This is a genomic window from Nocardia kruczakiae NBRC 101016, from assembly GCF_001612965.1.
Taxonomy (GTDB): Bacteria; Actinomycetota; Actinomycetes; order Mycobacteriales; family Mycobacteriaceae; genus Nocardia; species Nocardia kruczakiae.
Genome location: NZ_BDBL01000002.1, coordinates 213,970 through 240,598, shown reverse-complemented (window position 1 = coordinate 240,598; position 26,629 = coordinate 213,970). Strand labels below are relative to the sequence as shown.

Below are 26,629 nucleotides of genomic sequence, written 5' to 3'. Positions count from 1 at the left end.
CGCCGGCAACACATTTCGTGTCGAATCAGGCGTTCCACCAGGGACGCAGGGGCACGTCCCAGGTCTGCTTGTCCCCGAGCTTCATCCCGAGCACCTGGTGCAGCTGCACCACGTTGCGCTCGAAGCCCAGCTGGGAGCCGGCCATGTAGAGGCCCCACACCTTGGCGGTGCCCTCACCGACCTCCGCGACGCACTCGTCCCAGTTCGCGACCAGGTTCTTGCACCATTCGTGCAGGGTCAGCGCGTAGTGCGGGCGCAGATTCTCCTCGTGCACCACCTCGAGCCCGATGTTCTGGATATCGGTGATGATGCGCCCGGATCCGATCAGCTCACCGTCCGGGAAGACGTAGCGGTCGATGAAATCGCCGGCCTTCGTCGTGCGGGTGTTGTCGGGGCGGGTGATGCAGTGGTTCAGGAACAGGCCGCCGTCGCGCAGCTTGCTCTTGATGAATCCGAAGTAGCTCGGGTAGTTCTGTACCCCGATGTGCTCGGTGAGGCCGATCGAGGACAGCGCGTCGAAACCGGATTCGGCGATGTCGCGGTAGTCGCTGTGGCGGACCTCGGCCAGCTCCTGCAGACCCTCCTCGACGATCTTGGCCTGCGCCCATTCGGCCTGTTCCTTGGACAGGGTGGCGCCGATGACCTTGACGCCGCGCCGGGCCGCGTAGCGGACCATGCCACCCCAGCCGCAGCCGATATCGAGAAGGCGATCGCCTTCCTTCAGCCGCAATTTCTCGAACACCAGGCGGTACTTGTTCTCCTGGGCCTCTTCGAGGGTCTGGTTCTCGTCGGCGTAGCAGGCGCAGGTGTAGGTCATCGACGGGCCGAGCACCAGTTCGTAGAACCGGTTGGACACGTCGTAGTGATGGTGGATCACCTCGGCGTCGCGGTTCTTCGAATGCCGCAGCCCCTCGAGCGCGATGCGCCGCCAGCGCGGCAGCGTCTCCTGCGGCGGCGGCGCGATCGGCTTGAGCGCGTCCCAGCCCAGCGAGCGCGCGATGGTGACCAGTGCCAGCGCCGACGGGCGCCGGAACTTCAGGTCGGTCATCGCCTTCAGGATGTCGTACGGATCGCCCGGGTGGACGCCGTCGACCGCCATATCACCGGAGATGTAGGCCCGCGCCATGCCGAGGTCGCCCGGTGCGGTGGCGATGTAGTTGATACCGCGCGGGGTCGTGATCTCGAGGCTGAACTTCGAATCGTCGGGTCCGGTGCTGCTGCCGTCGTAGGCGGAGAACCGGATCGGGACGCCGCCGTCGACGAGCGTCTCGAAGATTTCGGCAATGCTGAGTTTCGTTCCCAGCTCCGAGAACGGGGGCAGCTGGGAATCCTTGAATGTCGTCACTTGCGTTGCACCGCCTTCGAATACAAATCCAGCAAACGATGATCGGGGTCGTACCGTTTCTTCAGATTCGCGTAGTGATCGCCTCCGTAGAGGAGCGCGAAATCGTCTTCTGTGTAATAGGAGTCCGAGTAGAGGGACTTGTGGCCGTCCAGGCGGGCGACCTCGTCCTCGATCGCGCGATTGGCCGCACCCTCGATCTGCCCGGGTTGTTTCGGCACCGCCGACCAGAAACCGACGTTGACGTAGGTGCGAGCCGGTTCCAGCGGATACAGCGGCCACGGACGCGACGGATCCTCGGGTTTTCCCGGTACTTCCGCACCGTCGCGCAGCCGGAGCGGGCACAGCCACAGCGGTTCGATCGGAATGTCGCGCAGGAACCAGTGCAGGAAATCGGCGGTGCGCTCGATCGGCACCTCGATGTCCTGCACCACGCGCTCCTGCGGCGGATTTCCCTTGCGTGCCTGGAGCTTGTCGCCGATGTTGTATTTGTGATCGAGCGCGATCAGCTTCCAGTAGAAGCTCGAACGGCGGTACTTCTTCGGCCAGAATCGGCGGATCTTCGGATTCTGGGTGCCGAATGCCCGTGAGCACCAGAACCAGTCGGTGTCCCAGCGCCACAGATAGTCGTGGATGGTCAGCCGGTCGCGCTTGGGCTCGGCGCTGTCGTGCCGCAGGGACTGGTAGTAGATGTCCATCCCCGTGTAGTCGCTGACCGGGCCCGGTTCGTCGGTCTGGCGGCCCAGGACGAGATAACTCTCCTCGGCGGTGAATACCGCGCCGTCGAGGTAGTCGACCCGTTCGCCGTCGTAGCTGCGGTCGATGACGATCTGTGCCATGACGGTTTCGAGTTCGCGCAGATCGTGGAAACGTACATGGCGCAGCGCCACATACGGCTGCACCGATTCCAGCTCGATCTTCAGGCGCGTCGAATATCCGAGCGTGCCATAGGAATTCGGGAAACCGCGGAACAGATCGGCGTATTCGCCGTCCGGGGTGGCGGTGATGATCTCGCCCGCACCGGTCAGCACATCGATCTCGAGGACGGATTCGTGCGGCAAACCGTTGCGGAACGAGGTCGATTCGATTCCCAGGCCGGTGACCGCGCCACCCAGCGTGATCGTCTTCAACTGCGGAACCACGAAGGGCGCCAGACCGTACGGCAGGGTGGCGGCGACGAGATCCTCATAGGTCGTCATACCGGCCACATCCGCGGTCTTCGCCTGGGGATCGACCGCGATCACCCGGTTCAGGCCCGAAACATCCAGTCCGGGTGCGGGGTTCTTCGCCCGGGCGCGAAACAGGTTCGACGTCTTTTTCGTCAACCGGACGTTGGCATCCGAAGGAATCGCACGATAGCTGGCGAGCAGACGCTCGACACCTTCTCGGTGCGCGGCAAAACCTGATTCGCGTGCGGCCGGCGCGCGGCCGGCCTTCCCCAACAGACTCACTGCCACCCCCTGACGCTATCTCTCCTGGTTTCCCCCGGCCACCGCGAGGGTACCTATGGGCGAGATTCTTCACGCATATGTTGCATTGCGTTCGATCACGGGCCGGGCCCGCGCTTGTGGGTCATCCGCCCAGCTCGCGGACATGTTTCCGGGCGGAATCGTGCGGCTGTGTGCTGACCCGGGGCTTGTGACGAACCCGTCGAAATTCGCCGCCGGTCCCGGAACGAGCGTTCCGGTTCGGGGTCGAACGGATGCCGATGATCGCGTTCCGGGCCCGCCGCCGAGCCGGTCGCTACCGCTGCGCCGGGACCCCCTCCGGCGCCCGGCGGGGCGACTGCTGTAAATGCGGAATGTGGAGGCGCAGTGCGATGGCTCGAACTCGGTGTTACGGAAAAAGCTCAGCGCGACGGATAGCCGGGCATTCCGGTCTTCGCACCGGAACCGCCCCACCGGCGCACCTCGCCGACCAGGAAGGCGCCATCGGGTGGTGCGGTGGCCATGTTTGCGCCGACAGCGACGTTCGACACCTCATCCCCCCGGGCGTAGCTGCGGGCAGAGCGAAAGCGCGTCTGCCGGTCCGGAACTGCACCGGACGCGGCGTAGCATAACCCCGCAGAACGGCCCGAATAAACCCGAACGACCCCGGATCGACTAGGAGCTCATTGTGGGACAGGTCAGTGCATCCAGCTCGACCGTCGTCGCTGCGGAACCGCAGCGTGCGCTGGAAGCGATCGCGGACTATCAGGATGTGCGCCCCCGCATCCTGTCTTCGCACTACCACGACTACAAGGTGCTCGAAGGCGGCAAGGGCGCCGGAACGGTCGCCGAATGGACGCTGCAGGCGACGCAGAAGCGCTCCCGCAACGTCCATGCGGTCGTCTCGGTCTCCGATTCGATGGTGACCGAACGGGATTCGAATTCCACGCTGGTCACCACCTGGACCGTCACCCCCTCGGGTGAGGGATCGCAGGTGACGGTCCGCACCAGCTGGAAGGGCGCGGGCGGCGTCCCCGGCTTCTTCGAGGGCATCTTCGCCCCGCTCGGCCTGAAGAAGATCCAGGCCGAGGTCCTGGAAAACCTCAAGCGCGAGCTGAGTTAGTCTGCCTCCGCTTCGCTCCGGCGGAGCTGCTCAGTGCTGGTGGGCGATGTCGAACAGGTTGCCCTCGGGGTCGGCGAGGGTGACCCATTGCACGCCGTATTCGTCGAAGTCGCCGATGTGTTCGGCGCCCAGCGATACCGCCCGCTCGATCTGAGCGCGCCAGTCCGGTGCGCTCAGATCGAGGTGGACCACGTTCTTGCCCGGGGTCTTGTCGGGGACCTGGATGAACATCAGCGCCGTACCGCCGTCGCCACCGCGGCCGATCGAGGCGAAGTACTCGTTGGCCTCCGGGTCCACCGGCCGCTCCAGCAGCTGTGCGTAGAAGTTCGCCAAGGTGACGGCGTCACGGCAGTCGAAGGTGACGGCGGCCAGACTGATCGACATGAAATATCCTCTCTTCGTGGGAAATTCGTGAATACGCGAGGTGTGTCGGGGCGTTCGCCCGATCACGCCGGTGCGATCGGCCAGCAGACCTCGGTGCGCTGCGCGGCGGGATCCGCGCAGTCCTGCGGGCCGACCACGTAGATCTCGCGAATCGGCTCGGCCAGCGCGGTATCGTGTTCGGCCACATGGGAACCCAGCGCCCCGTAGGTGCGGTCGAAGTCGGTGAACGGTCCGGCATGGACCGCAATCGCGAAGCGGCGCTGCGGAAATCGGCGAACCGCGACATCACGGTGCTGGTCGAAAATGGCGCCCGGATCCGCTGCCAGCGGCGCGAACGCCACCACCTCGCCGATCTCGTTCTCGAAGAAGTCCGCCGAATACGTCGCCCCGCTCGGGCCGCCCGGGGCCACCCCCGCGACCGCGAGCACGTCGTACAGCCGGGGGAACACGGCCCCGCACCACGCACCGATCTCCGCCCGCGACACCAGCGCGCGAATCGTCACCGCGGTGAACTCCGGAACGAGGCGATACTGTACGTCGATCGGCGCGCCGGGTGACAGCAGCGCCCGCAGCGATGCCACCACATCGCGTGTCCGCAGCAACTCCGCTTCCATCCGCTCCAGATGCGCGGCCAGCGCGGCATCGCGGGTCGACCGATCCGGCGCGGCCAGGACCGCGCGGATCTGCGGCATCGGCATATCGAGATCGCGCAGGCGGCGAATCAGATGCGCCTGCTCCACCTGGGCCGTCGAATACCGCCGATACCCCGAGCCGGGATCGACCGACGCCGGCTCGAGCAACTCGATCTCGTGGTAGTACCGCAGCGTTTTCACGCTGAGATAGGTGAGGCGGGAGAACTCGCCAATGGAGACTGTCGCGGGCATGAAGACAAGCGAACACCCTCCAGCAACAGGAGAGTCAAGTCCTATTGCTCGGTGAGTGCGAACGTCAGCAGCAGCGTGGTCTGGAAGAACCCTCTCCACCAGGAGTAACCGAACCAGACACCGGGGGTCACCTGGCGGATCTCGTCGAGGATCTGGGGCGTGATCGAGGGGCTGTAGTCCAGTAGCCAGGCCGGTTGGCCGTCCAGGCGGGCGGGTCCGGAATAGACGTCGGCGGGGAAACCTTCGATGCCGGCCGCGGTGATGCGGTTGGTGAGGGTGCCGCCGTCGGGGCCGGTGTAGAAGTTCTTGCCGATCCAGAACGGCGGCGCCACCGCCTCCATCACCGGCGGGCGGGTCACCCAGCCGTTGGTCACCCCGGTCGGCACGTCGCCGCGAGGCGCGTCCCGGAAGATCTGATCCTGCTGTTCGGCCGAACAGTGGTTGTGCAACGCGTCGATCGTCGCCGCCGGATCGTCGGTGTAGAGCACGCAGCCACCGCCGTAATCGGTATCCGCCGAGGCGGCCGGGGCCAGGACGGCGGACCCGAGGCTCAGAACGGCGATCGCGACGACGGCCGTCAGCGCCGAACTCCGCCGCCCGCGACGTGGCGGTGGTGCGGATGGGGTGTGCGCAGGTGCGGAAGACATGTGTTGATCTTGATCCCGATACATAACCGGCCTCCACCGGATTGGCCCGACCCGTGTGCCGACGTCCGGCCCTGTTCCGATGGTAGAGGCGCCCGGGCCGGGCCGGTACCGGGCGGGATCCGAACGTGACTACGCTGGTGCACATCCGCATCCCGCAGAGAGGACATCCCCGTGGAGCCTGGTGGACAGCTCGATATGCAGGCCCTGCTCGCGCAGGCGCAGCAGATGCAGCAGGCGGTGATGGCCGCGCAGGCCGAAATCGCCGCCACCGATGTGACGGGTGAGGCCGGCGGCGGTCTGGTGCGGGTGACGATCAAGGCCAGCGGCGAGGTGCAGTCACTGCAGATCGATCCGAAGGTGATCGATCCGGAGGACGTGGAGACGTTGCAGGATCTGATCGTCGGGGCGGTCAACAACGCGATGGCCAACGCGCAGCAGCTGGCCGCCGAGAAACTGGGCCCGCTCGCCGGCGGCATGGGCGGCGGTTCCATTCCCGGCCTGCCGTTCTGAGCGGCCCGATAGGACGAATCGGTGTATGAGGGTCCGGTCCAGGATCTGATCGACGAACTGGGGAAACTGCCCGGCGTCGGTCCGAAGAGCGCGCAGCGCATCGCCTTCCATCTGTTGTCGGTCGAGCCGCCGGAGATCGATCGGTTGCAGTCGGCGCTGCAGAAGGTGCGCGACGGCGTGCGGTTCTGCGCGGTCTGCGGCACCGTCTCCGACGGAGAACTGTGCCGCATCTGCGCCGACCCGCGCCGGGACCGGACCATGATCTGCGTCGTCGAGGAACCCAAGGACGTCCAGGCCATCGAGCGCACCCGCGAATTCCGCGGCCGCTACCACGTGCTCGGCGGTGCGCTGGATCCGCTCTCGGGGATCGGCCCGGATCAGCTGCGCATTCGAGAGTTGTTGGCGCGCATCGGAAATCAGGAGGACGGCGTCGATGTCACCGAGGTGATCATCGCCACCGATCCCAATACCGAGGGCGAGGCGACGGCCACCTATCTGGTGCGGATGCTGCGGGATTTCCCGGGCCTGTCGGTCACCCGGCTCGCCTCCGGTCTGCCGATGGGCGGCGATCTGGAATTCGCCGACGAACTGACCCTGGGCCGCGCCCTGTCGGGACGGCGAACGCTCTGACGTAGCGGAGGCGCCGATCGCAACGTCGGTCAGAACGTCACCGTCAGAACTTCACCGTCAGAACGTCACCCTCTCCCAGTCGAGCGCATCCAGGCGGCCGCGATCCCCGGCGGCCCAGTCCCAGACGAGTGCCGCCACCTGGTCGCCGTCCGCCAACTGCACCGCGAAATGCCGGTCGGGGCCGCCGTCGCGATATTCCAGCGTGTACCGGCCGGGCTCGTCGCGATAGGTCTGGATGTAGAGGTGGTCGGCGCGCTCCACGATCAGATACGGATTCGGTTCCCCGAGTTCGGTGATCCATCGGTGCGCGAGCTGCTCGGTGAGGTAGGGGAATTCACCCGCACCGCCGTGGGTGACGGTGACATCGATGCGACCGGTCGGATCGATCAGCCAGTTCAGCTGCGGATCGTAGAGCGCGTAGTCACGCGGGGTCGCGAGTTCGAACAGGAGGTTGCGCACGTGGCCGATGGCGTCGTAGCGGGCGGCGACGTAGAGCGCGCCGCCGGTGCCGTCGCCGCCGGTGGCGACACTGAGGAACGCCTCCTCCTCCGGCAGCGCGTCGTTGCGCCGGTTCACCTCGGCCGCGATCGCCGCCACGGTGTCGGTCTGCGGCCGTCCCTGCTGTGCGGCCAGGTAGGTTTCCACCGCATCGGGCGAGGTGGCGATGCCCGCGGGGAGCAACACGTGGTCGTAACTCATCCGGCCAGGCTACGTGGGGGTGTGGCGAGGGTCCTTTTCCCGGCCGCGGACCGACCTGTAAACTGGCCGACATCATGCAGCGGGCACTCCTCCTCGGCCGCCGCGACGGGGTCTGAATCGGACCGGCTCCCGTCGCGGGGTTCAGCTGTGCCGGTCGACCCCATACTTGGGACACCCACCCACACCCTCGGAGAAACGCCATGTCACCCGCTGACGCCTTCGTATCCGGTACGCGCACCATCACCGCGCCGTCCAAACCCGCGCCCGCCGATCAGCCCGCGTGGAACCAGCAGAAGAACTCCTCGATGCCGACCTTCCGGTACCGGCCCTTCGCCGAGGAGGTCGAGCCCATCACGCTGCCCGACCGCACCTGGCCGAACCAGGTCGTGGACCGGGCTCCCGGCTGGTGCGCGGTCGACCTGCGCGACGGCAACCAGGCCCTGATCGACCCGATGAGCCCGGCCCGCAAGCGCCGCATGTTCGACCTGCTGGTGCGGATGGGATACAAGGAGATCGAGGTCGGATTCCCCTCGGCCAGCCAGACCGACTTCGATTTCGTCCGCGAGATCATCGAGGACGGCGCGATCCCGGACGACGTCAGCATCCAGGTGCTGACCCAGTGCCGCCCCGAGCTGATCGAGCGCACCTTCGAGGCCTGCCAGGGCGCCGCCAATGTGATCGTCCATTTCTACAACTCCACCTCGATCCTGCAGCGTCGCGTGGTCTTCCGCGCCGACCGCGACGCGGTGAAGAAGATCGCGACCGATGCCGCGAGGTTGTGCCTGGAGATCGAGCAGCGCTACCCGGACACCAACTGGCGCTACGAGTACAGCCCGGAGTCCTACACCGGCACCGAACTGGACTACGCCCGCGAGGTGTGCGACGCGGTCTCGGAGATCATCGCGCCGACCCCGGACAAGCCGCTGATCATCAACCTGCCGGCGACGGTCGAGATGGCGACGCCGAACGTGTACGCCGATTCCATCGAGTGGATGAGCCGCAATCTGGCCCGTCGCGATTCGATCGTGCTGTCGCTGCACCCGCACAACGACCGCGGCACCGCGGTCGCGGCCGCCGAACTGGGCTATCAGGCCGGCGCCGACCGCATCGAGGGCTGCCTGTTCGGCAACGGTGAGCGGACCGGCAACGTCTGTCTGGTCACCCTGGGGATGAACCTGTTCTCCCGCGGTGTGGATCCGCAGATCGACTTCTCCGATATCGACGAGATCCGCCGCACGGTCGAGTACTGCAACCAGCTGCCGGTGCACGAGCGTCACCCCTACGGCGGCGATCTGGTCTACACCGCCTTCTCCGGCAGCCACCAGGACGCGATCAACAAGGGCCTGGACGCCATGAAAGACACTGCGGACGCCTCCGATTCCGATATCGACGACATCGTCTGGGAGGTTCCGTACCTGCCGATCGATCCCAAGGATGTGGGCCGCACATACGAGGCCGTGATCCGGGTGAACTCGCAGTCCGGCAAGGGCGGCGTCGCCTACATCATGAAGACCGACCACGGACTGGTGTTGCCGCGGCGGTTGCAGATCGAGTTCTCGCAGGCGATTCAGAAGATCACCGACGGCGAGGGTGGCGAGGTCACGCCCAAGGAGATGTGGGACGTCTTCGCCGAGGAGTATCTGAACCCCGTGCTGCCGCTGGAGCGCATCCGGCAGAAGATGACGGCCGCCGAAACCGATTCCGGCACCGACACCATCACCGCGGTGGTGAAGGTGGACGGAGCCGAACAGGAGATCGTCGGTTCCGGCAACGGCCCGCTGGCCTCGTTCGTCGACGCGCTGGCGACCATCGGCTACGACGTGCGAGTGCTGGACTACTCCGAGCACGCGATGTCCTCCGGTGACGACGCACAGGCCGCCGCCTACGTCGAATGCGCGATCGGGGACAAGGTGACCTGGGGTGTCGGCATCGCGACCTCCATCACCACCGCCTCACTGCGCGCGGTCGTCTCCGCGGTGAACCGCGCACAGCGCACTCGCTGATCCGCACACCCCGCTCGACAGCAGGGACCGCCCACCGCCGGGAAGGTGGTGGGCGGTGTTCTGCGGCAACCCGTCCGGTACGGGGTGCGGCCCCTGTTCACCGGGGGACTCGTATTCGGCCAGCGTGCTAGCGTTGTGGCGCATTGGCCGCGAGCTCTCTGCTCGAACTCTGTCGAGCAGATGGGGGAAACGTGACGACTAACGACAACTCCACTTCACCGCCTTGGTTGCAGGGGCAGGGAATGGGCGATACAGCTGCCGACCAGGACAATCCGACCTCGCTGCCGTCGCAGGACGAATCCGACGCGGACACAACGGCATCCGACGGGACGGCGAACGTGACATCCGACGCCGAACCGAACGGCGCACCTGCCGACGAATCCGCGGAATTCGAATACGCGGCGTCCGGGATCATTCCGCCGGTGCCCGAAGGTATCGAGCAGACCACGTTCGCACCGGGTCCGCAGTTCGGGCCCGACGGCTTCGCCCCGCCCGAACAGGGGGGATTCGCACCGGGCCCGTTCGCGCCGCCGGGAGCGAACCCGTATCCGCCGAATCAGGGTTTCGCGCCGCCGGGCTTCCCGATGAACGACCATGGCGGTCCCTTCGCTCCGCCGGGAGATCCGAACGGATTCCCGCCGCCGTGGGCGGGCGGTCCCGGCCCGGACGGTTTCGCGCCCAATGGATTCCCCGGTGAGCAGGGCGGTTTCCCGCCGCCCGGTGGCCCCGGCGAGCAGGGCGGCTTCCCGCCCCCGGGTCACCCCGGCGAACCGGGCTTCGCGCCGGCCGCATTCCCCGGTGAGCAGAGTGGTTTCCCGCCTCCCGGAAATCCCGGTGAACAGGGTGGTTTCGCGCCCCCCGGTGAGCAGGGTGGTTTTCCGTCGCACGGAAACCCCGGCGAGCCAGGTGGATTCGCGCCGCACGGCAATCCGGGCGATCCGGGTGGTTTCGCCGCGCAGGGCAATCCCGGTGAGCAGGGCGGTTTCCGGCCCGGTGCCGGTGAGCCGGGACCCGGGTACGGCGAGGTCCGCCAGGAAACGCCGTACGGTGAAATCCGCCAGGAGATCGGCGCCGACGGTATGGTCCGCCGGGTCTTCGACGAGCGGCAAGGGCCGCCGTCCGGCCCCGAGCAGCAGGGTGGGGACGCCGATGCGGGCGGACCGATCTTCAGCTGGGCGCCGCCGCCGCTGCCCTCGACTCCGCCGCAGCAGCCCCAGCAGTATCAACCGCAGCAGCAGGGCGGCTGGCAGGGCGGTCCCGGACCGCAACAGCAGCTGCCGCCGTATCAGCAGCAGCAGCCGCCGCAGTCGACGTTCCAGCCGCAGCACATGACCCAGCCGGTGCAGCCGGGTAATTCGGTCAACGACCTGAATCTGCTCAAGCGGGCGCGGCGTTCACCGCGTAGCGGCTGGCGCCGCGCCGTGCACAAGGTGACCGGCGGCGCCATCAATCCGGGCGAATCGTCGGCCGACGTGATCTACCGCGAACTGGTGGATCGGGTGAATCAGCCGGTGCGCGGCGACTACCGGATCGCGATCCTGTCGCTCAAGGGCGGCGTCGGAAAGACCACGACCACAGTCGGTTTGGGTTCGACCTTCGCCTCGCTGCGAGGTGACCGCGTCATCGCCATCGACGCCAATCCCGACCTCGGGACCCTGGCGCACCGGGTGCCGCGCCAGACCCGCTCGACGGTCCGCAATCTGCTCGAGGATCAGCACATCGGCCGCTACTCGGATGTGCGGGCTCACACCTCGCAGGCCCCGAGCCGGCTGGAAGTGCTTGCCAGCGAACAGGATCCGGCCGTTTCGGAGGCATTCAGCGAGGCCGACTACCGGCGCGCGATCGGCATCCTGCAGCAGTTCTACAACATCATTCTCACCGACTGCGGTACCGGACTGATGCATTCGGCGATGGCGGGTGTGCTGGATATGGCGAGTTCGCTGATCCTGGTCACGTCCCCGGCCATCGACGGCGCGCGCAGTGCCTCGGCGACGCTGGACTGGCTCGAGCACCACGGCTACAGCAAACTGGTGGAGCGGACCGTGGTGGTGGTCAACGCCTCCCGCCGCGGCGCCTCGACCGTCGACCTGGATCAGCTGCGCAAACTGTTCCTCGACCGCACCCGCGCGGTGCAGGTGGTGCCGTTCGACGATCATCTCGCCGAGGGCGCGGAGATCGATCTGGAACTGGTCGGCAAGCCGACCCGGCGGGCGCTGCTGGAATTGGCGGCCATGGTCGCCGACGATTTCGGATATCACGTCCCGCAGCCGCCGTTCCCGGGTCCGCAGACGCAGTACCCGGGCCCGCAGGGGCACTATCCGGGTCCGCAGGGCTACTGATTCGCGCCGGGCATCGATTTGCGAGGATTTTCTCCCCGTCGAATTGCTGCCCGGCCGAATTGTTACCCCAATCGATACGGGGCCCGGCCGCACCGCATACAGTTACCCGCGGTGTGGAGGTCCCGATAGATGGCAGAAAAATACGGGGCCGTCTCGCGAAGGACGGTACTTCGCGGAGCGGCCGGCGCGGGTGTGATAACCGCGGGCGCCATGATGCGCCCGATTCGTGCGAATGCCGATCCCGGCCGGCGGGTCGCGATCTTCGGTGGCGGCGTCGCCGGACTGACCGCGGCGCACGAATTGGCCGAGCGCGGATTCGACGTCACGATCTACGAACGCCGGGCGCTGGGCGGTAAAGCGCGCAGCATTCCGGTGCCGGACAGTGGTCGCGGCGGCCGTGCCGATCTGCCGGGCGAACACGGTTTCCGATTCTTCCCCGGTTTCTATCACCACCTTCCCGACACCATGCGGCGAATTCCGTTCGCGGGTAATGCCAACGGTGTCTGGGACAATCTGGTCCCGGCTGCCGAGGCGCGTTTCTCCCGCGCCGGCGCCGACGACACCATCGTGCCGATGGGTCGCGCCGGAAAACCGTGGGCCACCCCCGACGATTTCCGCCAGACCGTCGCCTCGGTGATCTCCACCTCGATGAAGATGCCGATGACCGATGCGGCGTATTTCGCCAATCGGCTCCTGGTTTTCAACACCAGTTGCGACGATCGTCGTTTCGGCGAGTGGGAGAAACTCGCCTGGCGCGATTTCGTGGGCGCCCGTGGTCGCTCGCAGGAATTCCGCATGCTGATGTCGCGCACCCTCACCACACTGCTGGTCGCGGCCAAGGACGATCACGCCAGTACCCGGACCATCGGTTCCATGGGCGAGCAGTTCCTCGGCAATCCGCTGGAGACCGGTAACGACGGACCGCTGGACCGGCTGCTGAACGGTCCGACCAACGAGGCCTGGATCGACCCCTGGGTGGCCCATCTGCGCGGCCTGGGGGTGCGTTTCGACACCGCCGAACTGCGCGGGCTCGACGTGCGCGATCGGCGCATCTCGGGCGCCCGGGTGGCCGTCGGCGGTAGCGAGCGGGCGGTCGACGCCGACTATTTCGTGCTGGCGGTGCCGGTCGAGGTCGCGCGCACACTGTGGACGCCGGAAATCCTCGCGGTGCAGCCGGAATTGGCGGCCATGGACGGCCTGGTGGTGAACTGGATGAGCGGAATGCAGTTCTATCTGCGCCGTCCCACCCAGATCGCGCGCGGCCATACCGCCTACGTCGACTCCCCGTGGTCGCTCACCTCCATCGCGCAGAACCAGTTCTGGACGCGCACAAGGCTTTCCGAATCCGGTGACGGTTCGGTCCGGGATTGTCTGTCGGTCGACATCTCGGACTGGAATACACCCGGCATCCTGTACGGCAAGCCGGCGATCGAATGCACCCACGACGAAATCGCCCGCGAGGTCTGGGCGCAGTTGCAAAGGCATCTGGAAGGCCGTGCGGCGCTGGAGGATTCGGATCTGGTGTCGTGGTTCCTGGATACCGGCGTGAGCTGGGACGCCGCGCAGAACCGCAATACGAACGCCGATCCGCTGCTGATCAACACCGCCGGTTCCTGGGCGGCGCGCCCGAATGCGCACGGCGGTCTGGAAAACCTGTTCCTCGCAGGCGATTACGTGCGCACGAACATCGATCTCGCGACCATGGAAGGTGCGTGCGAGGCGGCTCGCACCGCGGTGAACGCGCTGCTGGACGTCGCCGGATCGAATGCCGCCCGCTGCCGGCTGTTCCAGCTGTACCGGGCGCCGCAGCTGGAGCCACTGCGCCAGGCCGACAGCGCGCGCTACGCGGCCGGACAGCCGAATATGTTCGACGTCCCGATGTAGGTGGCGGGCGGCGGATCTCGCGCGTTCAATGGGGTGATGAGCGAGATCACCAGCGCCGCCGAACTTCGGGAACTGCTCGGTGAGCCGGCGCCGCGCGCCGCGACGAAGGAGCGGACGCGCCTGCATCCGCTCGATCGGGAATGGATCGCGACCGCGCCGTTCGCCATCCTCGCGACCAGCGACGCCGAGGGGCGTTGCGATGCCTCCCCGAAGGGCGATCCGGCCGGATTCGTGCACGTGATCGACGACCGGACGCTGGCGGTCCCGGAGCGGCCGGGCAATCGGCGGGGTGACGGATACTTCAACATCCTGTCCAATCCGCACGTCGGTGTGCTGTTCCTGATTCCCGGACGCAACGAGACGCTGCGGATCAACGGCCGGGCGCGGCTGCTGCGCGACGCGCCCTACTTCGACGACATGGTGGTCAAGGGGCACCGGCCGATCCTCGCCGTCGAGGTGGCGATCGAGCAGATCTTTTACCATTGCGCCAAGGCGTTGCTGCGCAGCGAGCTGTGGCTGCCCGAACGCTGGCCGGAGGATCCGCTGCCCAGCCATGCGGTGCTGGTGAAGGAAGTCCAGCGCAACACCGCCGAATCGCTGGAACAACTGCAGGACTACTACTCGCCCGAGAATTATCGGCGCATGTTGTACTGACCGGCATCGCGTCGCGAGTGAGCCCGGTCGGCGGCGCCCGGCCCGGCCTCAGTAGCCCCGGGTCGCAGATCACATCGGCCGGTCGCGCACGGGTGTCCGCCCACCAATACACTCGCGTGGTGGCAGACATCTCGGTGCGCGGACGGCTGGCGCTGCGGGCGGCGGCAGCGGCGTCGTGGGCCTCTCAGAAGGCCGGACGCGGTAAGGGGTCGATGATCGGCGGGCTGATCGCCCTGCAGATCGCCCCGGACATCATGACCCAGCTGGGCCGCGATCGGCGGACGGTGCTGGTCACCGGCACCAACGGCAAGTCGACGACGACCCGGATGACCGCGGCCGCGCTGGCCGAACTGGGCCGCGTCGTCACCCAGGCCGATGGGGCCAATATGGATGCCGGAATCGTCGCCGCGCTCAGTGTGGACCGCGCCGCGCCGCTGGCCGCCATCGAGGTCGACGAACTGCATCTGCCGCACGTGGCCGATGCGCTGAACCCGGCCGCGGTGGTGCTGCTGAATCTGAGCCGCGATCAGCTCGACCGGGTCGGCGAGATCAACATGATCGAGCGCAAACTGCGCGAGGGTATGGCTCGCCATCCCGACACCGTCCTGATCGCCAATTGTGACGACGTGCTGATCACCTCGATCGCTTACGACCATCCCAATGTGGTGTGGGTGTCGGCGGGCAGCGGCTGGGCGGTCGATGCCACCAGCTGCCCCCGCAGCGGCGAGCCGATCGTCTGGGAGGGCAACCACTGGCGCAGCACCGGTGCCGACTTCCAGCGGCCCGATCCGCAGTGGTGGGTCGACGCGGAGTATCTGTGCGGGCCCGACGGGCTGAAACTGCCGCTGCACCTTGCCCTTCCGGGTCGTGCCAATCGTGGCAACGCCGCGCAGGCGGTGGCCGCGGCGGTTGCGCTGGGCGGCCGTGCCGAAACGGCGGCGCAGGCCGCCGGAACCGTTCGCGAGATCGCCGGCCGCTACCGCACCGTGCAGGTGGGTGAGCACTCCGCGCGTCTGCTGCTGGCCAAGAATCCGGCCGGGTGGCAGGAGGCGCTGTCCATGATCGACCCCGACGCAACGGGTTTGGTGATCGCGGTCAACGGCCAGGTGCCCGACGGCGAGGATCTGTCCTGGCTGTGGGATGTGCGCTTCGAGCACTTCGAGGGCACTCAGGTGGTCGCGGCGGGCGAGCGCGCCACCGACCTGGGCGTGCGGCTGACCTACGCCGGTGTCGAGCACACGACCGTGCCGAATCCGTTGCGTGCCATCGCATCCTGTCCGCCCGGGCGGGTCGAGGTGCTCGCCAACTACACCGCCTTCCGGGATTTGAATCGCGATCTGGACGGAAACCACTGATGGCTGAATCGACGGTACGGATCGGGCTGGTACTTCCCGATGTGATGGGCACCTACGGTGACGGCGGCAATGCGCTGGTGCTGCGGCAGCGGCTGCGCATGCGCGGTATCGATGCCGAGATCGTGGAGATCACGCTCGCGGACCCGGTGCCGGAGACGCTGGACATCTACACCCTCGGCGGCGCCGAGGACTCCGCGCAGCGCTTGGCGACCCGGCATCTGCAGCGCTATCCGGGTCTGCAACGCGCGGCCGCGAAAGGTGTTCCGGTACTTGCCATCTGCGCCGCGATCCAGGTGCTGGGCAACTGGTACGAAACCTCGGCGGGGGAGCGCGTGGACGGTGTCGGCCTGTTCGACGTGACCACCGCGCCGCAGCGGGTCCGGTCCATCGGGGAGGTCGCCACCACGCCGCTGCTCGCGGGCCTGACCCAGCCAGTGACCGGCTTCGAGAATCACCGGGGCGGAACGACTCTCGGCGCGGACGCGACCGGATTGGGCCGGGTCACCAAGGGCGTCGGCAACGGTGTGGGCGACGGTCTCGAGGGGGTGGTGCAGGGCTCGGTGATCGGCACCTACATGCACGGCCCGGCACTTGCCCGCAACCCCGAACTGGCCGACCACCTGCTCACGCGGGCCCTCGGCGGTCGTGAACTGGCACCGCTCGATCTGCCCGAGGTCGACCGGCTGCGGCGCGAACGTCTGCGCGCCTGAGTCCCGCTACTACGTGATATAGCGATCGCGCATGTAACAGCGCGGTCGCCGGCGCCGATCCTGTTGAGAGATAGGAAGTTCGGCGGTAATCTCGCGCGCGGCCATGCGTGATGAGGGAGGTGGCCGGTGCGGAGACGTGCCTTTTTACAGGCGGCCGGTGCTGCGGTTTTGCTGGGTGCCACGGGCGCGTTGCGCGAGACCGGAACAGCCGCCGCCGATCCGGCGTGGGACGGGATGTTCCGCAACTGGGTGTCGGAGATCTTCGTACCGCTCGCGGATCCGCCGGAGCATACCGAGGCGATCGTGATCGGATCCGGCTTCGGCGCCGCGGTCGCGGCATTGCGACTGGCCGAGGCGGGTATCGCCAACACCGTGCTGGAGCGCGGGTCGCGCTGGCCGAACGATCCGTGGCGAGAGATCTTCACCGGTGACGATCTGCCCGACGGCCGCGGGTTCTGGCATCGCACCAGCTTCACCGGCGTCACCAAGGTCGCCATGCATTTCGCCGATTTCGGCGGTGTCCTCGATGTCACCGAATTCGACGGGATCGATGTGTGGCGGGCCGCGGCCGTGGGCGGCGGATCGGTGATCTTCTCCGGGTGCATGATCGCCCCGGAACGCCGCCACTTCGACGAGATCTTCGGTGGCACAGTCGATTACACCGAATTGGAGCGCACCTACTATCCGCGTGTGCGGCAGATGCTCCGCCTGTCGGTCATGCCGGCCGACATCTACAATTCGCCGCCGTTCGCCCATTCCCGGATGTGGGACGATCAGGTGCGCGCGGCCGGGTACGAGCCGGTGCCCAGCGAGTCCATCTTCAAATGGGATACGGTGCGCGCCGAATTGGCCGGTGCCACGCGCGCGTCGGCCACCGCGGCCCGCAGCAATCTCGGCAACTCGAACGGCGCGAAGTTCGACCTCAACCAGAACTATCTGAAGTACGCGCATGCCACGGGCCGCTCGTCGGTGTTTCCCGGGCATCGGGTGGACAGCATCGGCCGCGACGGTGACCGCTACATCCTCCAGGTCTCCAAAATCGACCCGACCGGCAAGGTCCTGGGCATCCGAACTCTGACCTGCGACAAGCTGTTCCTCGGCGCCGGATCCATCGGCACCACCGAACTGCTGGTCCGCGCCCGCGCCACCGGCACGCTGCCCAACCTCGACGAACACATCGGCGACGGCTGGGGCACCAACGGCGACGTCGCGCTGGCCCGCGGTGAGAGCCGGCTCTCGGGGCTGGGGCAGGGCGTGCCGAGCGCCAGCCGGATCTTCGACGAGTCCGGCATGCCGTTGACCCTGGAGAGCTGGTACATCCCCGGAATTCCGGTGGAGACCGGCGCCTTGGCCTCGCTCGGGCTGGTGATCGATCCGACCCGGACGCGCATCACCTACGACGCCGCGCGCAATGCCCCCGCCCTGAGTTGGCCGCGTGCGGCTCAGGATCAGGTCGTGGCCGCCTGCCGCGCGGTCGACCAGCGCATCGCCGAGCGGTCGGGCGCGCTGTTCGACTACGGGGCGCTCGGCTACGACGCCAATGCCCCGTTCACCGCGCATCCCCTCGGCGGTGCGGTGCTGGGCCGGGCCACCGACAACTACGGCCGGGTCAACGGCTATCCGGGGCTGTACGTGGTCGACGGCGCGGCGATTCCGGGCAGCACCGGCGCGGCGAATCCGTCGCTGACGATCACCGCGCTGGCCGAACGCAACCTCGAAGCGATCATCCGCGCCGGGCGCTGATTCCGCCGCCCCGGGGCTCGGGGCGGCTTCCCGGCGCCGCCGGTGCCGCTACTCTCGGCAGGTACCCGTTCGATGTGGAAGGGGCCGTTGTGGCGCAGTACCCGGCTGGATCGTTGCCCGAGGGATATCCGCGCAAGCCGCCGGCGCTGTGGACCGACCTGTTGATGCTGGCGCTCGCCGTGGTTTCGGTGGGTCTGGTCACCTGGATCACCTTCTTCACCGTGCCGCAGCACACGTATCACGTGATCGTGGTGGTCGACATCTCGATCTGCGCGGTGTTCGCCCTCGAATTCCTCTGGCGCTGGCGGCGGGCGGACTGGTCGTGGACCTTCCCGTTCGTCTACTGGTACGAGGTCCTGGGCATGATCCCGGTGACCAGCCCGTTCTTCCGGGGCTTCCGGCTGCTGCGCATCATCGTGATCCTGGTCCGGCTGGCCCGCGTCGCGGACCGGGCCTTCGGCGACCGGGTCACCGCCGCGGTGGTGAACCGCTCGGTCGGCGTGATCGTCGACGCGGTCCGGCGCCCGGTCACCATGGCCGTGCTGGAGGAGGTCGCCGATGTGCTGCGCCGGGGGCGGTACACCCACAATATCGCCGCGGCGCTGGAGGAGAACCGCGACGAACTCGACGCCATGATCCTCGAGCTGATCAAGAAGGATCCGGCGGTCGGGCGGGTGCGCTACCTGCCCTTCCACGAGGAGATCATCCGCGGTATCGCCGACACCAGCTTCCGGATCGTCTTCCAGGTGCTGGCCGATCCGCGCACCGACGAATTGGTCGGAGATGTGTTGCGCGAGAACATCAATCAGATGCGGGACGCGGTGCGCGAGGGCGGGCAGGTGCCGGAGGCGGTGGATCACAAACTCCAGCAGCGTATTTCGCCCGATCGGGCACCGCGCTAGTCCGGTTCGGTGGTCAGTGCGCGTGCCGCACCGCGTCGCGAGGTTGCGCGTAACGCATTGTCTCCCAGACGATCAGCACGGTGAGCACGGCACACAGCAGCGCCAGTGCGGCCATCGCCGGCAGCTGTCCGGCGAGCGGAACCGCGGCGATCAGTACCGCTGCGGTGACCAGGCGCGGCCACAGCACCACCCGGGTCGCGTAGTGCCGGAACCAGACCAGTGCCAGCAGGTACAGCACCACGCCGCCGTAGAGCGCGAACAGGGGAATGCCGTGCAGCCGATCGTGCAGGGTGTGTCCGGCCGCGCCACCGAGATAGTTCAGCGTCTTCTTCAACCCGAGCGACATGGCGACGATGCCGGCCACCATCGGGAAGTGCAGAAAGGTGTAGCAATTGCGCGCGATCCGGATCCGGCGCGGACCCGAGGCCTCGGTCATCGCGCGTTCCACGACGGTCGCGGCGACGTCGAAGTAGGCCCACCACAGCAGTCCCGAAACCGCCAGTGCGAGTAGCGATCCCACGGTGATCGGCCACGAGATCGGCAGCCCGGCCACGCCGACGCCGATGGAGACGATCGATTCACCGAGGGCGACGATCACGATCAGCCCGTGCCGCTCGGCGAAGTGCGAGGCCGAATTCACGCGCCAGTCGTTACCGGCGAAGAAGGTCCAGACCATATCGCCGGCGATGGCCGCGATCCACAGCACGATCTGCACCGTCCCGTGCTCGACGGCCGCCACGATCAGCAGTGTGGTGCCGATGGTGATCGAGCCACCCGCCCAGCGGCCGACCTGGCCGCGCAACTGCCGGTCCTCGGTGCTGGCCAGCCAGAACATCCCCAGATGGACCAGCCGGATCACGAGATAGCCGATGGCGAACACGAGCGGTCCGTACCAGCCGCCCGGCATGTCGTGGAACGCCTCGGGAATCACCTCGGCCACGATGAGACCCGCGCCCATGGCCGCGAACATCGCCACCCGGGCCAGCCCCTCGTCGGCCTTCACCACATTGCCCAGCCAGGCGTAGGCGATCCACACCCACCACATCACCGCGAGCACCAGCACGGCCCGCAGCATGTTGAGCGCGGTGACGTCGTGGGCGGCCAGATCGGTCACCTGGGTGAAGGCGAAAACCAGGACGAGGTCGAAGAAGAGTTCCAGCTGGGTTACCGAGGCGTCCTCGGTGACCGCTTGAATGCGTGTGCGTCTGACACCGGTCATTCGCACATCGTGACAGGAAGCCGACGTCAGCGCCCGCGACGGCGAACTTCTCGGTCAGCCGACCTCGTAGTTCTCGCCGAAGGGAAATTTTTCGATGTATTCGATGAGGTTCTGCACCGCCTCGTCGTTGGCCCGCGACAGCGTGCGCTTGAGCAGCAGACCGGGAACCGGGATCGGCAGATACACCTCGGAGTGGTACCAGACCTCGGTGCCCTCGTCGGTCTCCTCGATGTCGAACCAGCCCTTGCCGCCGCCACCGGCGGCGCTCTCCACCACTTCCCAGGAGATGCGTTCCGGGGTGCAGGTGTACTCGAGGACCTGACGGTCGGAGTTGTTGAGGGTCGTCACCGTGGCGTAGACGCGGCGGGGACGGTCGAATTCGTCGCGGGTCGCGACGCGCACATCTCGATGCGCGGGCGACCATTCCGGAATCCGCTCGACGGCCAGCAATGCTTCCTGAACCTGATCGGGTTCGACATCGATGATGAATCGGTGGTCGGTCTTCGTGCGCATGTCTTGCCCTCCACTGCTTCGGCCGATTGTCTCCGCCGTCACACGCGGTCGTCAACCGTGTGGTCTGTTCCCGGAGTTACAGAGACCGACCAGTCTGATTAGGTTCGGTCGGGCGTGCCGCGTTTGCGGTCGCGCTGCCGGGGCGGATCGGCGGCGTACTCGGCGTCGGCATGGCGCGCCGGTGGCCCGGCGATTGCCGGGTGAGTGGTCACTTGCCCGAAGAGGGACTGCCCCCGGGTGGGAAAGGGGGCTTGACGTTGCTCGTCCGCACAGCTACCGGTGGTGGAGGACCTCCCAGTCGGGCCCCGGAAAGACCAGACTTTCGTGTCCGTCCTCGAACCGGACGACATAGGGCGGGGCGCCGTCGCTGCCGCGCGCCTCGATGATTTCGCCGGTGCGTTCGGGCATTCCCACAGCATTGCTGTGGACGAGGATGTGATCGCCTACATGCGCCTGCATGACCGCCATTATCGTTCGATGTGATACTGCTCACAAGTCGCTGTCGCAGTTCCCTGGCGCGCGAAATCGCCTGCTCTCAGTGATCCCTCGAACCGACGCGCGAAAAAGCGCCATCCCCTCTTGACACCACTCCGTCCGTAGTACTACGTTTCAACCACTACAGTTAGAGTGCAACAGTCAAGGTGGTATCAGGATGCGAAAGCTCGTCTACTACGTCGGCGTCTCCCTCGACGGCTATATCGCCGGCCCGGGTGGCGAGGTCGACATCTACCCCGTGTCCCAGGAGATGTTGGACTGGTTCAACGAGCGGTATCCGGAGGTGGTGCCCACCCATATCCGCCCGCATGTGAATCTGCCGGTGGAAACTCCGAATCGGGAATGGGACACGCTGATCATGGGGCGCGGGACCTACGAACCCGCGCTGGAGATCGGTGTCACCAGCCCGTATGCGCATATGAAGCAGTACGTCGTCTCGACCACCCTGGACCCGGTGGACGATCCGAACGTCGAGGTCGTGGCCGACGATCCGGTCGCGCTGGTGCGGAAGTTGAAGCAGCAGGACGGCAAGGACATCTGGCTGTGCGGCGGCGGCACACTCGCCGGCGCCCTGATCGACGAGATCGACGAGGTGATCATCAAGAGCTATCCCGTGCTGCTCGGCGCCGGGATCCCGGTGGTGTCGGGGAACTTCTCGCCGACCGCCTTCCGGCCGGTCCGGCGGCAGGAATTCGGCAACGGTGCCCAGGTCACCTGGTTCGAGCGCGCCTGACCGGGATCACCCGGCGTCGCGCAGGAAGGACAGGCGCACCCGGCGGACCGGGTTGTCGACGTTGAGGTCCACGAAGGCGATGGACTGCCAGGTGCCGAGCGTCAACTCGCCGCCCAGCACCGGCACGGTGGCATAAGGCGCGATCAGCGCGGGCATGACGTGCGAGCGGCCGTGCCCGCGCGAGCCGTGGGCGTGGCGCCAGCGATCGTCGGCCGGCAGCAGATCGCGCAGGGCGCGCAGCAGATCGTCGTCGCTGCCCGCGCCGAGCTCTATCAGGGCCACGCCGGCGGTGGCGTGCGGGACGAAGACGTGCAGCAGTCCGTCGCCGCAGCCGGCCTCGCGCAGAAACGTGGCGCACTGCGGGGTGAGGTCGTGGACGACCTCACGATCACCGGTGTGCAGCTCGATTTCGATGCTCTTCATGGGCCCATCGTGCGCTTTCGCCGCGACGTGTACAGGGAACTCGCGGGAAGGGGTTCGCCGACCGGGTGCTAAACCGGTCGGTGTGATTACTCACACCGGTACGCCGGCTGTTCGGGCGGGATCGGGTCACCGAGTCCGGCGAACCCGGAAAACCGCTGATGAACGAGGCTGTTCGCGCCGATTCCGATGCCCGGCAAGGGCTCTGCAGTCGCGGCGGCGCCCCGCGGCGCCGTCCGGGGACGGGATCGCCGCTGGTCCGGGTAGCGAATTCCGTGGTCGAACCCGGCTGCTCCCGGTTGCCGCTCGGAGGTAGCCGACCACCGAGCGGACTCCGATCGGTAGTCTTATTGGCTGTAACAGCAGCTAGTCGATCTTGGAGGACCCCACTGTGGCTCTCGTCGTTCAGAAGTACGGAGGATCTTCGCTCGAGTCTGCCGAGCGGATCCGGCGCGTCGCTGAGCGGATCGTCGAGACGAAGAAGCAGGGACACGACGTGGTCGTCGTGTGCTCGGCAATGGGTGACACCACCGACGAACTGCTCGACCTGGCCCAGCAGGTGGCGCCCGCGCCGCCGGCCCGCGAACTCGACATGCTGCTGACCTCAGGTGAGCGTATCTCGAATGCGTTGGTGGCCATGGCGATTCACTCGCTCGGCGCCGAGGCGCGGTCGTTCACCGGTTCCCAGGCGGGAGTCATCACCACCGGCACCCACGGCAACGCCCGCATCATCGACGTGACCCCGTCCCGGGTTCGCGATGCCCTCGACGAGGGTTTGATCGTGCTGGTCGCGGGGTTCCAGGGCGTTTCGCAGGACAGCCGCGACATCACCACGCTGGGCCGCGGCGGCTCCGACACCACCGCGGTCGCGCTGGCCGCCGCGCTGGAGGCCGACGTCTGCGAGATCTACACCGATGTCGACGGCGTGTTCACCGCCGATCCGCGGATCGTGCCGGATGCGCAGAAGCTGGAGCAGGTGAGCTTCGAGGAGATGCTCGAGCTCGCCGCCACCGGCGCCAAGGTGCTGATGCTGCGCTGCGTCGAATACGCCCGCCGCTACAACGTTCCGGTGCACGTGCGGTCGTCCTATACCGACCGCAAGGGCACCTATATCTACGGATCGATGGAGGACATCCCCTTGGAGGACGCAATTCTCACCGGCGTCGCGCACGATCGCAGCGAGGCCAAGGTGACCGTGGTGGCCCTGCCGGACGAGCCGGGCTACGCGGCCAAGGTGTTCCGGGCCATCGCCGACGCCGAGATCAACATCGACATGGTGTTGCAGAACATCTCCAAGGTCGAGACGGGCAAGACCGACATCACCTTCACTCTGCCCAGGGCCGACGGGCCGCGCGCGGTCGAGTTTCTGACCAAGCGTCAGGGCGAGCTGGGCTTCAGCCAGGTCCTCTACGACGACCACATCGGCAAGGTGTCGCTGGTCGGCGCGGGGATGAAGAGCCACCCCGGCGTCACCGCCACCTTCTGTGAGGCGCTGGCGAAGGCCGGAATCAACATCGACCTGATTTCCACCTCCGAGATCCGCATCTCGGTGCTGGTCAAGGACACCGAGCTGGACGGCGCCGTGCAGGTATTGCACAAGGCGTTCGACCTCGGCGGCGACGAGGTCGCGGTCGTGCACGCGGGATCGGGGCGCTGACATGATCGGGTCAAGCGCGGAGGCGGCAGCGCAGCGTAACCACGTAGCGCTCCCGAGCATGTCGAATGGAGCAGAGCCATGGGCGTACGCGTAGGTGTGGTCGGCGCGACCGGGCAGGTCGGCGCCGTCATGCGAAAACTGCTGGAGGACCGCGACTTTCCCGCCGACGAGGTGCGATTCTTCGCCTCCGCGCGCTCGGCCGGGAAGAAGCTGCCCTGGCGCGGCGGCGAGATCGTGGTCGAGGACACCGAGACCGCGGATCCGTCCGGACTGGACATCGCCCTGTTCTCCGCCGGCGCCACCATGTCCCGGGTGCAGGCGCCGCGGTTCGCGGCCGCGGGCGTGACCGTCATCGACAACTCCTCGGCGTGGCGCAAGGACCCCGAGGTGCCGCTGGTGGTCAGCGAGGTGAACCCCGAACAGACCCGCAATCTGGTCAAGGGCATCATCGCCAACCCGAACTGCACCACGATGGCCGCCATGCCGGTGCTCAAGCCCCTGCACGACGAGGCCGGACTGCAGCGGCTGATCGTCTCCAGCTACCAGGCCGTGTCCGGCAGTGGACTGGCCGGTGTCGAGGAGCTGGCCGGCCAGGCCCGCGCGGTGATCGGGGATGCCGAGAAGCTGACCCACGACGGTAGCGCCGTGCAGTTTCCCGCGCCGAACAAGTACGTCGCGCCGATCGCGTTCAACGTGCTGCCGCTGGCGGGCTCGCTCGTCGACGACGGTTCCGGTGAAACGGACGAGGATCAGAAGCTGCGCAACGAGAGTCGCAAGATTCTCGGCCTGCCGGAGCTGCTGGTCAGCGGCACCTGTGTGCGCGTGCCGGTCTTCACCGGGCATTCGCTGTCGATCAATGCCGAATTCGCGCGGCCGCTCTCGGTGGAGCGGGCGAAGGAACTGCTCGCCGATGCGGCCGGTGTGAAGCTGGTCGACGTCCCGACGCCGCTGGATGCCGCCGGTAAGGACGAGTCGCTGGTCGGCCGGATCCGTCAGGATCCGGGCGTGCCGGAGGGGCGCGGCCTGGCACTGTTCGTCTCGGGTGACAACCTGCGAAAGGGCGCCGCGCTCAACACGATTCAGATCGCGGAAGTGCTGCTCGCGCAGCGCTGACACTGGGTTCTCTGTCGACGTTCACTTCGAACGGGCCGTCCGATTGCGGGCGGCCCGTTTTCTTGTCGCCGCTCAGCGGGTTTCTCGCGGGGGCTCAGCCGGCTGGTGCGCAGCGGGCCCGGAGTCCGTCGAAGACGACGGCGAAAGCGCGGGCTCGCTGATCTCCGGTGGCGGTGTGCGTACCCGCGAAGGTGCCCTTCAGTACCCGCATCAGATCGTCGAAGTCGATATCGCCGCGGATCGCGCCGCCATCCTGCGCGCGCCGCAGCAACCGGGCGATCGCGGCCTGGAATTCTTTTGTGGGACCGGTGATCTCGATCGTCTCGTGACCGCCCAGCGCGTCGGCGAGGTCGCGCTTGACCCCGCCCTCGGCGACCATGTGGTCCAGCAGGTCGAAGAAGGCGGCCCCGGGATCAGCGGCGGACTCGAGGCTGCGCGCGTAGTCGAGCATTCGCTCGATGTTGTCGACGATGGCGGCGTGGAACAGGGCTTCCTTGGTGGGGAAATGGCGGTACACGGTGCCGGGGCCTACCCCGGCGCGCCGCGCGATCTCATCCAAGGGGACCGAAATACCTTCGGCGGCAAAGGCTTCCCGGGCGGCCGCGAGTACCCGTTCCCGGTTGCGGCGGGCGTCGGCGCGCAGGGCGCGGCGTGGTTCGGCCGCCGGGTCCGCTGACTGTTTCTCCGCCACACGGCGAGTCTACCGGGCAACCGTTGACAAACGGGGCGTGCGTTCCGGATTATAAACGGGGCGTACGTTCCGCTTCTAGCATAGGGAGTTTGTCATGGTTTCCAGTTCGGTGCGCAGTGCCCGCCAGGTGGTCGAGGACCTGTTCGCGACATTGCCGGTGCGCGATGCCGATGCCTTCGTCGCGGCGCTCGCCCCCGATGCGGTCTTCGAGATCCCGTTCCCGATTCCGGGAATGCCGCAGCGGCTCGAGGGACGGGAGGCGATCCGCGAACACCTCGCGCAACGCTGGTCGGGTCTGTCCGGCATCGAGGTGCACGGCGTCTATCCCACGGTGTACGAATCGACCGAGGACGGAGTGCTTTTCGTGGAGAACGAGGTGGATATGACGCTGCCGGGGGCGCCGCGGGCGCGGGTTCACACCTCGGTCAACGTGGTGCACGTGCGGGACGGCGAGGTCACCCTGTTCCGTGACTATATGGATACCGCGCGGATCGGGCGAATCGCCGGCTGACCCGACCTCGCCGGCCCGGCCCGGGAGCGCGTGCCGGAGCT

The 26,629-nt window shown here is 67.2% G+C and carries 26 protein-coding genes; 15 read left to right on the top strand and 11 right to left on the bottom strand.

What is annotated here, in order from left to right; genetic code table 11:
- Positions 1-25: 25 nt before the first annotated feature.
- Both NK1_RS02525 and NK1_RS02520 read right to left on the bottom strand, forming a co-directional pair.
- Positions 26-1,345: a class I SAM-dependent methyltransferase gene (locus NK1_RS02525; RefSeq protein WP_063006937.1), complete on the bottom strand. Its 1,320-nt coding sequence runs from the start codon at positions 1,343-1,345 to the stop codon at positions 26-28.
- Complete coding sequence (locus NK1_RS02520; RefSeq protein ID WP_063006936.1) at positions 1,342-2,793, bottom strand: FAD-binding oxidoreductase; 1,452 nt, start codon at positions 2,791-2,793, stop codon at positions 1,342-1,344. The genes NK1_RS02525 and NK1_RS02520 overlap by 4 nt, the downstream gene beginning before the upstream one ends.
- Before the next feature lie 664 nt (positions 2,794-3,457).
- Here NK1_RS02520 and NK1_RS02515 point away from each other — a divergent pair.
- A complete protein-coding gene (locus tag NK1_RS02515) occupies positions 3,458-3,892 on the top strand; it encodes an SRPBCC family protein (RefSeq protein ID WP_036497274.1) in 435 nt (144 codons plus the stop codon).
- Positions 3,893-3,922: 30 nt separating this feature from the next.
- On the opposite strand, the gene NK1_RS02510 is transcribed toward NK1_RS02515, so the two are convergent.
- The 3 genes from NK1_RS02510 to NK1_RS02500 all read right to left on the bottom strand — a co-directional run bounded on the left by NK1_RS02510 (position 3,923) and on the right by NK1_RS02500 (position 5,807).
- A complete protein-coding gene (locus tag NK1_RS02510; RefSeq protein ID WP_063007049.1) occupies positions 3,923-4,276 on the bottom strand; it encodes a VOC family protein in 354 nt (117 codons plus the stop codon).
- A gap of 62 nt (positions 4,277-4,338) precedes the next feature.
- Entirely contained in the window at positions 4,339-5,160 is an 822-nt protein-coding gene (locus NK1_RS02505) for a MerR family transcriptional regulator (RefSeq protein WP_063006935.1), read from the bottom strand.
- 41 nt (positions 5,161-5,201) lie between these two features.
- The gene (locus tag NK1_RS02500) at positions 5,202-5,807 is read right to left on the bottom strand and encodes a hypothetical protein (protein ID WP_157104038.1); all 606 of its coding nucleotides are present in this window, start codon (positions 5,805-5,807) and stop codon (positions 5,202-5,204) included.
- A 171-nt stretch (positions 5,808-5,978) separates the two neighbouring features.
- Here NK1_RS02500 and NK1_RS02495 point away from each other — a divergent pair, with 171 nt between their 5' ends.
- Together NK1_RS02495 and recR are read left to right on the top strand one after the other, a co-directional pair.
- Positions 5,979-6,317, top strand: coding sequence for a YbaB/EbfC family nucleoid-associated protein (locus NK1_RS02495; RefSeq protein WP_084460519.1), 339 nt, complete (start codon positions 5,979-5,981; stop codon positions 6,315-6,317).
- A gap of 21 nt (positions 6,318-6,338) precedes the next feature.
- Positions 6,339-6,947, top strand: coding sequence for a recombination mediator RecR (recR, locus tag NK1_RS02490; protein ID WP_039775474.1), 609 nt, complete (start codon positions 6,339-6,341; stop codon positions 6,945-6,947).
- A gap of 57 nt (positions 6,948-7,004) precedes the next feature.
- Here the strand turns inward: recR and NK1_RS02485 are convergent, their stop codons facing one another.
- Positions 7,005-7,646: a hypothetical protein gene (locus NK1_RS02485; RefSeq protein WP_063006933.1), complete on the bottom strand. Its 642-nt coding sequence runs from the start codon at positions 7,644-7,646 to the stop codon at positions 7,005-7,007.
- Between the two features lie 200 nt (positions 7,647-7,846).
- Here NK1_RS02485 and leuA point away from each other — a divergent pair, with 200 nt between their 5' ends.
- From leuA to NK1_RS02445, 8 genes are all read left to right on the top strand, one after another.
- Entirely contained in the window at positions 7,847-9,649 is a 1,803-nt protein-coding gene (gene leuA, locus NK1_RS02480; RefSeq protein ID WP_063006932.1) for a 2-isopropylmalate synthase, read from the top strand.
- A gap of 242 nt (positions 9,650-9,891) precedes the next feature.
- A complete protein-coding gene (locus NK1_RS33415) occupies positions 9,892-11,988 on the top strand; it encodes a nucleotide-binding protein (RefSeq protein ID WP_084460518.1) in 2,097 nt (698 codons plus the stop codon).
- 210 nt (positions 11,989-12,198) lie between these two features.
- Entirely contained in the window at positions 12,199-13,872 is a 1,674-nt protein-coding gene (locus tag NK1_RS02470; protein ID WP_245660308.1) for a hydroxysqualene dehydroxylase, read from the top strand.
- Between the two features lie 36 nt (positions 13,873-13,908).
- Entirely contained in the window at positions 13,909-14,526 is a 618-nt protein-coding gene (locus tag NK1_RS02465; protein ID WP_063007047.1) for a pyridoxamine 5'-phosphate oxidase family protein, read from the top strand.
- A 119-nt stretch (positions 14,527-14,645) separates the two neighbouring features.
- A complete protein-coding gene (locus NK1_RS02460; protein ID WP_063007046.1) occupies positions 14,646-15,881 on the top strand; it encodes a Mur ligase family protein in 1,236 nt (411 codons plus the stop codon).
- The gene (locus NK1_RS02455; protein ID WP_063006930.1) at positions 15,881-16,591 is read left to right on the top strand and encodes a type 1 glutamine amidotransferase; all 711 of its coding nucleotides are present in this window, start codon (positions 15,881-15,883) and stop codon (positions 16,589-16,591) included. The genes NK1_RS02460 and NK1_RS02455 overlap by 1 nt, the downstream gene beginning before the upstream one ends.
- Positions 16,592-16,717: 126 nt before the next feature.
- Positions 16,718-18,334: a GMC oxidoreductase gene (locus NK1_RS02450; RefSeq protein WP_063006929.1), complete on the top strand. Its 1,617-nt coding sequence runs from the start codon at positions 16,718-16,720 to the stop codon at positions 18,332-18,334.
- Positions 18,335-18,408: 74 nt separating this feature from the next.
- A complete protein-coding gene (locus NK1_RS02445; protein ID WP_063006928.1) occupies positions 18,409-19,236 on the top strand; it encodes a hypothetical protein in 828 nt (275 codons plus the stop codon).
- A gap of 13 nt (positions 19,237-19,249) precedes the next feature.
- Here the strand turns inward: NK1_RS02445 and NK1_RS02440 are convergent, their stop codons facing one another.
- The 3 genes from NK1_RS02440 to NK1_RS02430 all read right to left on the bottom strand — a co-directional run bounded on the left by NK1_RS02440 (position 19,250) and on the right by NK1_RS02430 (position 21,427).
- Positions 19,250-20,455 carry a low temperature requirement protein A gene (locus NK1_RS02440; RefSeq protein WP_063006927.1) on the bottom strand — a complete coding sequence of 402 codons (1,206 nt, stop codon included), beginning with the start codon at positions 20,453-20,455 and terminating at the stop codon, positions 19,250-19,252.
- Between the two features lie 54 nt (positions 20,456-20,509).
- Positions 20,510-20,968, bottom strand: coding sequence for an SRPBCC family protein (locus tag NK1_RS02435; protein WP_062994621.1), 459 nt, complete (start codon positions 20,966-20,968; stop codon positions 20,510-20,512).
- Between the two features lie 273 nt (positions 20,969-21,241).
- Positions 21,242-21,427 carry a DUF1918 domain-containing protein gene (locus NK1_RS02430; RefSeq protein WP_036497343.1) on the bottom strand — a complete coding sequence of 62 codons (186 nt, stop codon included), beginning with the start codon at positions 21,425-21,427 and terminating at the stop codon, positions 21,242-21,244.
- Positions 21,428-21,620: 193 nt separating this feature from the next.
- Between NK1_RS02430 and NK1_RS02425 the strand changes: the two genes are divergently transcribed.
- Positions 21,621-22,196, top strand: coding sequence for a dihydrofolate reductase family protein (locus NK1_RS02425; protein WP_063006926.1), 576 nt, complete (start codon positions 21,621-21,623; stop codon positions 22,194-22,196).
- Positions 22,197-22,202: 6 nt separating this feature from the next.
- Here NK1_RS02425 and NK1_RS02420 read toward each other — a convergent pair whose 3' ends face one another.
- Positions 22,203-22,619 carry a secondary thiamine-phosphate synthase enzyme YjbQ gene (locus NK1_RS02420; protein WP_063006925.1) on the bottom strand — a complete coding sequence of 139 codons (417 nt, stop codon included), beginning with the start codon at positions 22,617-22,619 and terminating at the stop codon, positions 22,203-22,205.
- Between the two features lie 388 nt (positions 22,620-23,007).
- On the opposite strand from NK1_RS02420, the gene NK1_RS02415 reads away from it, so the two are divergent.
- Together NK1_RS02415 and NK1_RS02410 are read left to right on the top strand one after the other, a co-directional pair.
- On the top strand, positions 23,008-24,273 hold the full coding sequence (locus NK1_RS02415) for an aspartate kinase (RefSeq protein ID WP_063006924.1): 1,266 nt from the start codon (positions 23,008-23,010) through the stop codon (positions 24,271-24,273).
- 78 nt (positions 24,274-24,351) lie between these two features.
- The gene (locus NK1_RS02410; protein ID WP_063006923.1) at positions 24,352-25,386 is read left to right on the top strand and encodes an aspartate-semialdehyde dehydrogenase; all 1,035 of its coding nucleotides are present in this window, start codon (positions 24,352-24,354) and stop codon (positions 25,384-25,386) included.
- A gap of 94 nt (positions 25,387-25,480) precedes the next feature.
- Here NK1_RS02410 and NK1_RS02405 read toward each other — a convergent pair whose 3' ends face one another.
- Positions 25,481-26,077, bottom strand: coding sequence for a TetR/AcrR family transcriptional regulator (locus NK1_RS02405; protein WP_062994616.1), 597 nt, complete (start codon positions 26,075-26,077; stop codon positions 25,481-25,483).
- 94 nt (positions 26,078-26,171) lie between these two features.
- Between NK1_RS02405 and NK1_RS02400 the strand changes: the two genes are divergently transcribed.
- On the top strand, positions 26,172-26,588 hold the full coding sequence (locus NK1_RS02400) for a nuclear transport factor 2 family protein (RefSeq protein ID WP_062994615.1): 417 nt from the start codon (positions 26,172-26,174) through the stop codon (positions 26,586-26,588).
- Positions 26,589-26,629 lie beyond the last annotated feature (41 nt).

What these genes read in the sequence shown, in the direction of transcription:
- NK1_RS02470 (WP_245660308.1), top strand. Translation starts at nt 12,199, where the DNA reads ATGATGCGCCCGATTCGTGCGAATGCCGATCCCGGCCGGCGGGTCGCG.
- NK1_RS02485 (WP_063006933.1), bottom strand. Translation starts at nt 7,646, where the DNA reads ATGAGTTACGACCACGTGTTGCTCCCCGCGGGCATCGCCACCTCGCCC.
- NK1_RS02510 (WP_063007049.1), bottom strand. Translation starts at nt 4,276, where the DNA reads ATGTCGATCAGTCTGGCCGCCGTCACCTTCGACTGCCGTGACGCCGTC.
- NK1_RS02455 (WP_063006930.1), top strand. Translation starts at nt 15,881, where the DNA reads ATGGCTGAATCGACGGTACGGATCGGGCTGGTACTTCCCGATGTGATG.
- NK1_RS33415 (WP_084460518.1), top strand. Translation starts at nt 9,892, where the DNA reads ATGGGCGATACAGCTGCCGACCAGGACAATCCGACCTCGCTGCCGTCG.
- NK1_RS02505 (WP_063006935.1), bottom strand. Translation starts at nt 5,160, where the DNA reads ATGCCCGCGACAGTCTCCATTGGCGAGTTCTCCCGCCTCACCTATCTC.
- NK1_RS02425 (WP_063006926.1), top strand. Translation starts at nt 21,621, where the DNA reads ATGCGAAAGCTCGTCTACTACGTCGGCGTCTCCCTCGACGGCTATATC.
- leuA (WP_063006932.1), top strand. Translation starts at nt 7,847, where the DNA reads ATGTCACCCGCTGACGCCTTCGTATCCGGTACGCGCACCATCACCGCG.
- NK1_RS02500 (WP_157104038.1), bottom strand. Translation starts at nt 5,807, where the DNA reads ATGTCTTCCGCACCTGCGCACACCCCATCCGCACCACCGCCACGTCGC.
- NK1_RS02465 (WP_063007047.1), top strand. Translation starts at nt 13,909, where the DNA reads ATGAGCGAGATCACCAGCGCCGCCGAACTTCGGGAACTGCTCGGTGAG.
- NK1_RS02410 (WP_063006923.1), top strand. Translation starts at nt 24,352, where the DNA reads ATGGGCGTACGCGTAGGTGTGGTCGGCGCGACCGGGCAGGTCGGCGCC.
- NK1_RS02440 (WP_063006927.1), bottom strand. Translation starts at nt 20,455, where the DNA reads ATGACCGGTGTCAGACGCACACGCATTCAAGCGGTCACCGAGGACGCC.
- NK1_RS02400 (WP_062994615.1), top strand. Translation starts at nt 26,172, where the DNA reads ATGGTTTCCAGTTCGGTGCGCAGTGCCCGCCAGGTGGTCGAGGACCTG.
- NK1_RS02430 (WP_036497343.1), bottom strand. Translation starts at nt 21,427, where the DNA reads ATGCAGGCGCATGTAGGCGATCACATCCTCGTCCACAGCAATGCTGTG.
- NK1_RS02435 (WP_062994621.1), bottom strand. Translation starts at nt 20,968, where the DNA reads ATGCGCACGAAGACCGACCACCGATTCATCATCGATGTCGAACCCGAT.
- NK1_RS02420 (WP_063006925.1), bottom strand. Translation starts at nt 22,619, where the DNA reads ATGAAGAGCATCGAAATCGAGCTGCACACCGGTGATCGTGAGGTCGTC.